Source organism: Candidatus Palibaumannia cicadellinicola (assembly GCF_002855795.1).
Lineage (GTDB): Bacteria > Pseudomonadota > Gammaproteobacteria > Enterobacterales > Enterobacteriaceae > Baumannia > Baumannia cicadellinicola_C.
In genome coordinates this window covers 1-11,006 of record NZ_NJPO01000086.1, presented here as the reverse complement: position 1 = coordinate 11,006, position 11,006 = coordinate 1, and the positions used below count along the sequence as shown (strand labels likewise).

Sequence of the window (11,006 nt, the reverse complement as noted above, 5' to 3'; positions counted from 1 at the left end):
TAAGATCATGACGCGTCAGGCTTTCTTCATGGTTTAGGTTATCCGCGATAATAGCCAGCCTTAGTTATCACCTGAAGCTCAGACTATAACTTATAACTGGTATTTTATAATGATTGGCATTATAGGTGCTATGGAACCAGAAGTTATATTGCTCCGTGAGCAATTAACCCAACTAACTATTTGGCAACAGGCTGGATGTTACATTTATAGCGGCTGTCTGCACGGAATTAAAGTAGCTTTAGTTCAATCAGGAATTGGTAAGGTTTCAGCTGCATTAGGCACCACACTGCTACTAGATCATTTTCAACCTACATTAGTAATCAATACAGGTTCAGCTGGCAGTCTCTCTCCGTCGCTGGTAGTAGGGGATATAGTAGTATCGGACGAAGTTCGATATCATGATGTTGATGTCACAACCTTTGGCTATGAGAGAGGGCAGATGGCCCAGTGCCCAGCATCATTTAACGCTGCGCCTTCACTGGTAACTTTGGCTAAAAACATTACCGAAAGTATCGGTATGCATGCCATGCGTGGTCTGATCATTAGCGGTGACGCATTTATCAATGGCGGGCAGGCCCTAGCCTATATCCGCCATAATTTTCCGCAAGCTCTAGCGGTAGAGATGGAAGCTACAGCTATTGCTCACATATGCCATCAGTTTGCTGTTCCCTTCGTGGTTATACGTGCTATCTCTGATGTCGCCGACCATATTTCCCATAACAGCTTTAAAGATGGTCTAACAGTAGTTGTGCATCATTTATCGCGGCTTGTTTCAGAAATGGTGCTGGCGCTAGCTACTAAAAGAGGATCACTCTCCCAAACTGGATAGTTATTAAAGACTAAATGAAGATCCGCAACTACAAGTAGTTTTTACATTAGGGTTAGTCACAATAAAGCGTGAACCTTTCAGTCCTTCACTGTAATCAACTGAACCGCCTAATAAATATTGTAAACTCATGGGATCGACAACTAGCACGACGCCTTGTTTCTCTATAGTTACATCTTCGTCATTGACTTGTTCATCAAAAGTAAAGCCGTACTGTAAACCACTACAGCCACCACCGGTAATATAGACTCGTAACTTAAGATTGGGATTGGCTTCTTCAGCAATGAGCATTTTTACTCTGCTTGCAGCTGAATCGGTAAATTGTAAAGGCAATATCGTAGTTTCATTCATAATGTTTCTTCCTCGCTGTAGAGCTTTATTTACTCTATTTGATTCTATCAATGATGTTTGATGTTGCTAACGTAATTAATTAGATAAAGCTATTCGTCTCTTCGTCTATTGACGAACAAAGTGTTTTAGCCAACCAAATACTCCGCAGCTATAACTGTTTTGTTCTAATTCTAATGTTATTTTCTGTCTAGGTTCAGGTTTTGCGAAATGACCTGGATCTATTTCACTTGTTTGAATAATTGGTACTATCTTACACAAGGACTGCGGATTATCTGTCCAAATAGGTAGGGTACGCAGTGCGCTACCGCCATTGCAGACTAAATTTCCAGCATCGTCAATAGACATTTTGCTAATACCTTCCGGAGGTGTAAGATTCAGCGTCATCGGCGCCTGATTATCCAGATAACGGCGATACAAAGTCAAAGCCCCGGTGGCGCCAGTCAACTTAGCTGGCCTATTATTGTCCCGACCAATCCAGATAATAGAGACTTCTTTGCCATCTATACCAACAAACCAGCTGTCGCGTAGTTCGTTAGTGGTACCGGTTTTTGCCGCTAGATGATAGGTGGGAAATTTCACCGCTAGCGAGTGTGAGGTACCACGCTCCACGACTTGTTGCATGGCATATAGCGTTAGGTAGGCTGCTTGAGCGGGAATGACTCTTTCTGCTTGCGGGAAGCTTTCATATAAAACTTTGCCGTCTTCGCTAACAACTGAACGTACCGCTGATAAGGTAGCATGGTTACCGCAGCTAGCTATGGTTTGGAATTTCTGCGCTACTTCTACTGGCGTCAGGCTAATAGCTCCTAGTAGCATTGAAGGCACCGGATTTAGTGTAGTTGCTGGGATTCCTAATTTAATCAAGGTATTAATGATAGGATCTAACCCTACTGCCAGACCAATATTGACGGTAGGTACGTTGAGGGAATATGCCAGCGCGTCTACTAGCATCACTTTATCACGGAACTGTCGGTCATAGTTTTTAGGAAACCAGAGACGGCCGTTCGGCTGCTGGATAGCAAGTGGCTTATCCGCGATCCAAGTATTAAGCCGATATTGATTAGGTTCGCTAAGAGCTGTCAGATAAGTCGCTGGTTTAGCAAGCGATCCAACTAAACGCCGCGCTTGCATTGCGCGGTTAAAACCGGCAAACTGCGGCTCAGCCCCACCTACCATGGCACGCACCTCTCCACTTAAACGATCCACAACGACCATTGCGCCTTGGAGATCTTTAATACCATGGTGGGCGCGTAGAGCTGTAATCCCTGCTTCTACGGCTTTTTCCGCGGCATATTGCGACACTGGATCCAACGTAGTGAACATTTTTATGCCGGATAGCGTGTTTATTTTCTCTTTTAGTTTGCTCTGTAGCTCTTTGCGCACCATTTGCATAAAAGCTGGCTGCGGTGTCAGTACGCGGCCACGCGGTTGCACATCAAGTAGACGTGTACTCAAGATGTCATATAGATCTATATCAATAACATGCTGTTTTTCTAGTAATTTGATAACGAAATTACGCCGTTCTAGCGTCAGCTGTGGATTACGCCAAGGGTTATACAACGAAGCACCTTTTACCATTCCTACCAGCATAGCCTGCTGTTCTAAACTCAGTTCATCTATAGGTAGACCAAAGTAGTAAAGACTAGCAAGTGGGAACCCGCGTATCTGCTCGTTGCAACTTTGTCCAAGGTACACCTCATTTAGGTAAAGTTCTAGAATGCGGTCCTTGCTATAGCGATGATCAAAAAGCAATGCCATATACACTTCGTTAAGCTTACGCCATAAGGATCGTTGGTTGCTCAAAAATAAGTTTTTTACTAGTTGCTGGGTGAGTGTACTACCCCCCTGTACCGCGTGACCAGCGGTAAAGTTTGCTCGTAAAGCGCGGAACATCGAAGAGATGCGAATGCCGTCATGCTGGTAAAAGTACCTATCCTCGGTAGCGATAAGGATTTCTACTAGCATATTTGGGAACCCGGCGCGCGGTACAAAAAGTCGTTGCTCTCCCTTTGGAGATTGTAGTATGGTAATAAGTCTAGGATCTAAGCGGAAAACTCCTACATTACGTTGAATATCTTGATTTTTAATTTGCAGTAGTTTGTTTCTGGCAAAAGTAATACTGGCTCTAATCTGCCCCTCCTTTCCATCCGGAAAATCAAAAGGTCGGCGTAATAACTCAATACTATTATCACGTACGATAAACTCACCAGGACGGGTAATGTGGGACACTGAGCGATATTGCATACTTTCTAACAGTGTTATCATTTCATCTCGGCTATAAGACATACCTGGCTCCAAGTTTACCATGCGGCCATAAACCGCAGCTGGTAACTGCCAAACCTTACCATCTATACGGCGGCGTACCTGCGTATCCAGATAAAAGCCATATAAAGCTATCAAGATAACTAGTAGTATTACTATACGGATATACCAGCGGATACGAAATCTTTTTTTATTTTGTCGTCTTCTAGTTCTCCAGTTATGTCGTGTATCGCAGCGTGTTGTCGCCCATTTTCGATGGCGTCCGATAGGTTCACGTTTACGGTTATCCCCAGACATCTTTGTTATTCTCCATAATGGTTCATGGCTAACACTGACAAGTAGTACTCCAGTCATTAGCCGGAGACGGTAATAATTCATGTATAATTTTAAGTGGTATTCATTGCTAGTACCCAACTATATTTAGGCCGTGCTACATTATTGCGTCAACTTACGATATTTAATCGTAAAGCCAAAAAGTATAATATCAGCTTGTTTTTTCTGGTTTAGCTCAAGAGGGTTAGGTCATGAGCCTGAGGAATGAATCATTGCCAACCTTAAAGTCATCTGCTATTTATAGCGACCGGTTTCTTTTCCCACATTAGGGATCGCTAGTGCGTATTAGGTTAGTAAGGAAAGGAGAAGCAATATGCAAGAAGGAAAAAATCGTCAAACATCCTCCTTGAGTCTTCTCGCCATAGCTGGAGTCGAACCATATCAGCCGAAGCCTGGCGAAGAGTATATGAATGATGCCCAGCTTCTATATTTTCGACGTATTCTAGAAGCTTGGCGTAATCAGCTCAGAGATGAAATAGGACGCACTGTTTCACATATGCAAGATGAGGCTGCAAACTTTCCAGATCCGGTGGACCGTGCTACTCAAGAAGAAGAATTTAGTCTTGAGCTGCGTAATCGTGACCGGGAACGTAAACTCATCAAGAAAATTGAAAAGACCCTAAAAAAAGTGGAAGAAAATGATTTTGGCTTCTGTGAATCCTGCGGAATTGAAATTGGTATTCGCCGCTTGGAGGCTCGTCCTACCGCTGATTTGTGTATAGACTGCAAAACATTAGCTGAAATCCGCGAAAAGCAGATGATAGGGTAAGAGCAAAGAGTACAGCTTGGCTTACCCCTCAATATTGGAAACATATTTTTTTTACTTTGTTTATCATTATTTATTTGTGACTGAGGTTTACTATTTTTACCCGAGCAGCCAACTTTGACCGTCAGGTGCTTAACCATAAAAATGCGGACACTGCATTAGAGGATAGACACCCTTTAACTATTATTCCGCGCAATAAGCACTCAATATCGCGTAAAGATATCAGTACAAATGCATTAAAAGTTCTTTACCGCCTTAGTAAGGCAGGATTCGAAGCATATTTGGTCGGAGGTTGTGTCCGCGATATTTTGTTGGGTAAAAAACCAAAGGACTTTGATATTACCACCAATGCCACTCCAGAAGAAATGCGTAAACTATTTCGTAATTGTCGACTAGTAGGCCGCCGCTTTCGTCTTGCCCATGTTATATTCGGTAAAGAAATAATTGAAGTTGCTACTTTACGAGGTAATCATAAAGTACGAGATTATAAAAAACAACCAACTTGTAATAATGGCATGATATTACGTGATAATATTTTTGGCTCAATTGAGGAAGATGCCCAGCGCAGAGATTTTTCGGTTAATAGTATCTATTATAGTGTAGCAGATTTTACTTTGCGTGACTATACCGGTGGCCTAAAAGATCTACGAGAAGGTACTATTCGCCTGATTGGAGATCCTGAGATTCGGTATCGGGAAGATCCAGTACGAATGTTGCGCGCGGTACGCTTCGCTGCAAAATTAAACATGACTATCAGCGAAGAAACAGCCAATCCGATTATTAAGCTAGCAACGCTGTTGGCGAATATTCCTCCGGCTAGGCTCTTCGACGAAGCACTGAAATTACTGCAAGCTGGGTATGGTGAGCCTACTTATCGCCTACTATGCAAATACCAGCTTTTCAAGTCACTGTTCCCGCTGATTAGCCGAAAATTTACCGAGTATGGTGATAGCTATATGGAAAATATGATCAGCCGAGTACTCATAAATACCGACCAGCGTCTTCATAACACAAAACTAGTTAATCCTGCTTTATTCTTTGCCGCTCTGCTATGGTATCCTTTACTAGATTATGTGCAAAATCTCATGCAGGAAAGCCGCCTTTCCTACTTCGAAGCGTTTGTACTATCAATGAATGAAATATTAGATAAACAGTGCAAAACACTAGCTATTCCTAAAAAAATAACTACATTAATGCGCGATATGTGGCAATTACAACTAAGGTTATCTAGCTATCAGGGTAAAAAAGCTCAAAAGCTAATGGAGCATCCTAAATTTCGTGCCGCTTATGATTTGTTAGTGTTACGCGCTGAAGTAGAGGAAAATATGGAATTACAGCGTATTACCCACTGGTGGGGTGAATTACAAACGGCAACACCCTCATGTCATAAGAAGATGCGGAATATTAGTATACTGAATATGAATCACGATAACTTATGATGGAGCTGGTATTTTTGGCGCTTGGCAGTAACCTAGCTGACCCGCTGCAGCAGGTAGATATAGCCTTATTAGCGCTAGGGCGCCTGCCCCAAACTAGTCTAGTTGTGTGTTCTTCCTACTATCGTAGCCGTCCTATGGGGCCTAAGAATCAGCCTGATTACCTTAATGCGGTAGTAGTACTAAAAACAGCACTTGCGCCCGAAGAGCTTCTAGCTCATACACAGTTGATTGAACTCAAGCAGGGACGCGACCGTCAAAAACCCCGCTTTGGGCCGCGCACGCTAGATTTAGATATTTTACTGTTTGGGAATAGAATGATTGTTACAAGTAGGTTAACGGTGCCCCATTACGATATGCATAACCGTGAATTTATGCTTTATCCTCTAGAAGAAATAGCTCCAAACCTACGCTTCCCAGATGGCACTCTACTAGTAAACTTACTGCGTAATATTGCACGTAACGGCCTAATATTCTGGGATAAGACCCACCGGGTACGATATTGGTAATATCCCTAATAATAGTTTAATATTTATTCTTTTGCTGATCGTAGATACCTATCCAATACAGAGGTTGTATGAACATAACTACCATTTCTTATTTACGTAACCGGAAAAAGCGACAGCAAAAATTTGCTTCTCTTACGGTCTATGACGCGACCTTTGCTTCTCTATGTGAACAGCATGGTATCAGCGTTATGTTAGTGGGAGATTCACTTGGGATGACTATTCAGGGACATGATTCTACCCTGCCGGTCACGTTAGATCATATGATTTACCATACACGTTGCGTCCGGCGCGGCGCAACAAAATCCTGGCTACTGGCAGACCTACCATTTATGTGTTACGCTACATTATCTCAGGCTTACGAAAGCGCGGCTGAGCTTATGCGAGCCGGTGCCAATATGGTTAAACTAGAAGGTGGTTTCTGGATTACTAAAACCGTTCGTTGCTTAACAGAGCGTGCAGTCCCAGTGTGTTGCCATCTCGGCCTAACTCCTCAATTTGTTAATATTTTTGGTGGCTATAAAATTCAGGGCAGGGACAAAGATAGTGCTGATAGACTACTGGCTGATGCAGTAGCACTAGAGCGTGCTGGTGCCCAAATGCTAGTACTAGAATGCGTGCCGGTTGCGTTAGCCGAGTGTGTTACGCGTACATTAGCGATACCAGTCATTGGTATCGGCGCTGGCGCTGTTACCGACGGTCAGATTTTAGTAATGCAAGACGTACTGGGTATCACCGGTGATCGCGCACCATCCTTCGCTCGAAACTTTCTGGTCGATTGTGAAGATATCCCCAATGCCATCAGCCTTTATGTGCAAGAGGTAGAAGCTGGCAAATTTCCCACGGAACAACATAGTTTCTATTGATGTCTGTCATCGGAGCAGTCAGAGGAGAGAGTAGCGTGTTGATGATCGACAATACCACTACCCTACGTCAGACAATTCAGCAGTGGCGTCAATCACAACGGCGTATAGCTCTTATTCCCACGATGGGAAATCTACATGATGGGCATATTACCCTGATTGATGAAGGGCGGGCGCAGGCTGATATTGTAGTAGTAAGCATATTCGTAAACCCGATGCAGTTCGACCGGAGGGAAGATTTAGCCGTTTATCCGCGCACCCTGCAGGAAGATTATAATAAACTAATTATGAGTAGGGTAGATGCTGTTTTTGCACCGTCGGTGGATACGATTTATCCTAATAGTATTGACAACCAAACTTTTATCGATGTGCCCCGCTTGTCAAGCATGCTAGAAGGCATCAACCGACCAGGTCATTTTCGCGGTGTCGCCACTATTGTCAGCAAACTATTCAATTTAGTGCAGCCTAATGTTGCTTGCTTCGGTGAAAAAGACTTTCAACAGTTAGCGCTTATTCGGCAGATGGTGCACGATATGAACTATGACATTCAAATTATAGCTGTGCCAACTGTTCGCTCCCCCGATGGTTTAGCACTAAGTTCACGTAATAGTTATCTTACGCAAGAACAACGTCAGCTAGCGCCTCGACTTTATCAAGTTATGCAAAAGCTGGTGGACCATTTATGCTCTGGTGAAAGGTATACCGATAAGCTGCTTGATAAAGCAGCAAAGCAATTGCGTGAATTAGGATTCACTCCGGACATACTAGAAATCCGCGATGCCATAACTTTACAACCACTAACAGTAGAGAGCAAACAGGCAGTAGTGCTATTTAGTGCCTGGCTCGGCAAAGCCAGGCTGATAGATAACGCTAAAGTAGATCTAAATGAGATATCCCTTGATAGTCTGCGTGACAACTGTCAAATAAGACTGAAAGGATGACTATCCTTTCTGGTACAACCAAAATAACTGCTGTGTGCAAATTGATTTGACTTTTTGACTTAAGGACCACGTTATTTATGCAAGAGCTTTATGATCCGAAAGATATTGAATCAAAAATTCAGCAATACTGGCATGAACATGAAACGTTTAAGGTAATCGAAGATACCAGTAAAGACAAATATTATTGTCTTTCGATGCTGCCCTATCCTTCTGGCAGTCTGCACATGGGACATGTACGTAATTACACTATTGGCGACGTACTTTCCCGTTATCAGCGGATGCAAGGTAAAAACGTACTGCAACCCATCGGATGGGATGCCTTCGGCCTACCTGCTGAAAGAGCAGCGATTCAAAAAAAAACAGCGCCTGCATCATGGACCTATGCCAATATTGACTCTATGAAGAATCAATTAAAGCGACTGGGTTTCGGCTACGACTGGAGCCGTGAAATAACTACATGTCAGCCAGAGTACTACCGCTGGGAACAGTGGTTTTTTATCCAGTTATATAAAAAAGGCTTGGTCTATAAGAAGATGTCATCGGTCAACTGGTGCTCAAACGATCAAACGGTACTCGCTAACGAACAGGTTATCGACGGCTGCTGTTGGCGATGTGGTACTACCGTAAAGTGCAAAGATATCCCACAGTGGTTCGTTAAAATTACCGCTTATGCCGATCAGTTACTTGATGATTTAGATCAATTGGACGACTGGCCAGAACAGATAAAAATCATGCAACGTAATTGGATCGGCCGTTCTGAAGGCATAAATATTACCTTTCAAGTGGCTGAAATAAAAACACAAATCACAGTTTACACTGCTCGTCCGGACACTTTAATGGGTGTTACCTATGTTGCAATTGCAATACACCATGATCTTGCGCTGCAAGCGGCTGTCGATAATTTAGCATTAGCAAATTTTCTGAATAATAGCCGCTATACTAAGGTAGCAGAAGCGGAAATGGTCACGAAGGTAAAAACAGGTATATTTACTGGTCTGCACGCAATACATCCGCTGACAGGAGATAAACTACCAATATGGGTTACGAACTTTGTGCTGATAGATTATGGCACTGGAGCAGTCATGGCAGTGCCAGGACACAATCAGCGGGATTGGGAGTTCGCCTGCAAATACTCTCTGCCAATTAAGACTGTTATCCGCAATGCCGACGGTAGCGAACCCAATATCAGCGCGCAGGCGATGATTAACAAAGGTATTCTGTATAACTCAGGCGATTTTGATGGTCTCAATTATCAAGAGGCCTGCAAAGCAATTACAGCCGTCTTGGTAGCGCGTGGCATAGGCGAGAGAAAAGTAAACTATCGTCTACGCGACTGGGTCGTTTCCCGCCAACGTTACTGGGGCGCACCTATACCTATGATTACACTGGAAGACGGTACTATAGTGCCAACTCCAATAGATCAGCTACCAGTGATATTACCAGAAAATATTTTGATGAACGGGGACGGTATCTCGAATCCACTTAAAGACGATCACCGATGGTCAAAAACTACCTATGAGAGTCATCCTGCGATGCGTGAAACGGATACCTTTGATACTTTTATGGAATCTTCGTGGTACTACGCGCGCTATACTTGTCCTAATTATGACCAAGGTATGTTAGATATTGCAGCGGCAAACTATTGGCTACCAGTAGATCAATATATTGGAGGTATTGAACATGCAATTATGCACTTAATGTACTTTCGCTTTTATCATAAATTGTTGCGCGATGCTGGTATGTTTGCTTACGACGAGCCTACTAAACGTCTACTGTGTCAAGGCATGGTGCTCGCTGATTCTTTTTACTACGTCGGCAGTACCGGTGAGCGTATATGGGTCTCACCTATTAATGTCAGCGTCCAGCGTGACGAAAAAGGTAACCTGGTTAAAGCTATCGATTCACAGGGCAACCAGCTAGTGTATGCTGGCATGAGTAAAATGTCTAAATCTAAAAACAACGGTATCGACCCGCAGATTATGGTCGAAAAATACGGTGCCGATACTGTACGTTTGTTTATGATGTTCGCAGCTCCAGTGGAAATGACGTTGGAATGGCGAGAATCTGGCGTAGAGGGAGCTAACAGATTCTTGAAACGTATCTGGAAGCTAATTTATGAACATACCCAGCGTGGCGAGGTAGTAGCGCTAGATTTCGCAGCAATGAGTGACAAGCACAAAGCACTACGGCGCGAACTACATCAAACAATAGCTAAGGTAACCGACGATATCGGCCGGCGCCAAACGTTTAATACTGCTATTGCTGCAATTATGGAGATCATAAAAAAATTGGCACACGCATCGCAGGATAGTACGCAAGATCGCGCTCTGTTGCAGGAAGCACTACTTGCGGTAGTGCGTATGTTATATCCATTTACTCCTCATGTTTGCTTCACGCTATGGCAGGCGCTAGGCGGAAAAGAAGACATTGATAATGCTCCATGGCCCATAGTGGACAAATCAGCGCTGGTAGAAGAAGTTCAATTAATAGTCATTCAGATCAATGGCAAACTGCGCAGTAGAATTACCGTACCCGCTGATGCCGACGAAGTATTTGTACTAGAACGTGCCTCCCGGGACCAGTCTGTTGCTAAATATTTAGAAGGAACTAAAGTACGTAAAGTCATTTATGTTCCTAGAAAAATGCTTAATTTAGTCATAGGTTAAGCAGAAGAAAATAAGCTTTGTGCGATACCTAGAGACCTACTATTGCACTTATGCAT

Annotated in this window: 9 protein-coding genes; 7 read left to right on the top strand and 2 right to left on the bottom strand. The window is 43.3% G+C overall.

Annotated features, from left to right (window positions below; genetic code table 11):
* The first annotated feature begins 106 nt into the window (after positions 1 to 106).
* On the top strand, positions 107 to 829 hold the full coding sequence (gene mtnN / locus CEX73_RS01775) for a 5'-methylthioadenosine/S-adenosylhomocysteine nucleosidase (protein WP_101626888.1): 723 nt from the start codon (positions 107 to 109) through the stop codon (positions 827 to 829).
* A gap of 3 nt (positions 830 to 832) precedes the next feature.
* On the opposite strand, the gene erpA is transcribed toward mtnN, so the two are convergent.
* Together erpA and mrcB are read right to left on the bottom strand one after the other, a co-directional pair.
* The gene (erpA, locus tag CEX73_RS01770) at positions 833 to 1,177 is read right to left on the bottom strand and encodes an iron-sulfur cluster insertion protein ErpA (RefSeq protein WP_101626887.1); all 345 of its coding nucleotides are present in this window, start codon (positions 1,175 to 1,177) and stop codon (positions 833 to 835) included.
* Between the two features lie 105 nt (positions 1,178 to 1,282).
* Complete coding sequence (gene mrcB / locus CEX73_RS01765) at positions 1,283 to 3,736, bottom strand: bifunctional glycosyl transferase/transpeptidase (RefSeq protein ID WP_101626886.1); 2,454 nt, start codon at positions 3,734 to 3,736, stop codon at positions 1,283 to 1,285.
* Positions 3,737 to 4,085: 349 nt separating this feature from the next.
* Here mrcB and dksA point away from each other — a divergent pair, with 349 nt between their 5' ends.
* The 6 genes from dksA (at position 4,086) to leuS (ending at position 10,950) form a co-directional block, all read left to right on the top strand.
* Positions 4,086 to 4,541, top strand: coding sequence for an RNA polymerase-binding protein DksA (dksA, locus tag CEX73_RS01760; protein ID WP_101626885.1), 456 nt, complete (start codon positions 4,086 to 4,088; stop codon positions 4,539 to 4,541).
* A 92-nt stretch (positions 4,542 to 4,633) separates the two neighbouring features.
* Positions 4,634 to 5,977 (top strand): polynucleotide adenylyltransferase PcnB, encoded by a 1,344-nt coding sequence (gene pcnB / locus CEX73_RS01755; protein ID WP_101626884.1) that lies wholly within the window; start codon positions 4,634 to 4,636, stop codon positions 5,975 to 5,977.
* Complete coding sequence (folK, locus tag CEX73_RS01750; RefSeq protein ID WP_101626889.1) at positions 5,977 to 6,483, top strand: 2-amino-4-hydroxy-6-hydroxymethyldihydropteridine diphosphokinase; 507 nt, start codon at positions 5,977 to 5,979, stop codon at positions 6,481 to 6,483. The genes pcnB and folK overlap by 1 nt, the downstream gene beginning before the upstream one ends.
* 68 nt (positions 6,484 to 6,551) lie before the next feature.
* Entirely contained in the window at positions 6,552 to 7,346 is a 795-nt protein-coding gene (gene panB / locus CEX73_RS01745) for a 3-methyl-2-oxobutanoate hydroxymethyltransferase (RefSeq protein ID WP_101626883.1), read from the top strand.
* 41 nt (positions 7,347 to 7,387) lie between these two features.
* Positions 7,388 to 8,284 carry a pantoate--beta-alanine ligase gene (gene panC / locus CEX73_RS01740; protein WP_438819076.1) on the top strand — a complete coding sequence of 299 codons (897 nt, stop codon included), beginning with the start codon at positions 7,388 to 7,390 and terminating at the stop codon, positions 8,282 to 8,284.
* 77 nt (positions 8,285 to 8,361) lie between these two features.
* Positions 8,362 to 10,950, top strand: a complete 2,589-nt coding sequence (gene leuS / locus CEX73_RS01735) for a leucine--tRNA ligase (protein ID WP_101626881.1) — start codon at positions 8,362 to 8,364, stop codon at positions 10,948 to 10,950.
* Positions 10,951 to 11,006 lie beyond the last annotated feature (56 nt).

Bases quoted from the DNA above. Each gene is read 5' to 3' on its own strand.
- erpA (WP_101626887.1), bottom strand. From the start codon at position 1,177: ATGAATGAAACTACGATATTGCCTTTACAATTTACCGATTCAGCTGCA.
- mrcB (WP_101626886.1), bottom strand. From the start codon at position 3,736: ATGTCTGGGGATAACCGTAAACGTGAACCTATCGGACGCCATCGAAAA.
- dksA (WP_101626885.1), top strand. From the start codon at position 4,086: ATGCAAGAAGGAAAAAATCGTCAAACATCCTCCTTGAGTCTTCTCGCC.
- folK (WP_101626889.1), top strand. From the start codon at position 5,977: ATGGAGCTGGTATTTTTGGCGCTTGGCAGTAACCTAGCTGACCCGCTG.
- panB (WP_101626883.1), top strand. From the start codon at position 6,552: ATGAACATAACTACCATTTCTTATTTACGTAACCGGAAAAAGCGACAG.
- panC (WP_438819076.1), top strand. From the start codon at position 7,388: ATGATCGACAATACCACTACCCTACGTCAGACAATTCAGCAGTGGCGT.
- leuS (WP_101626881.1), top strand. From the start codon at position 8,362: ATGCAAGAGCTTTATGATCCGAAAGATATTGAATCAAAAATTCAGCAA.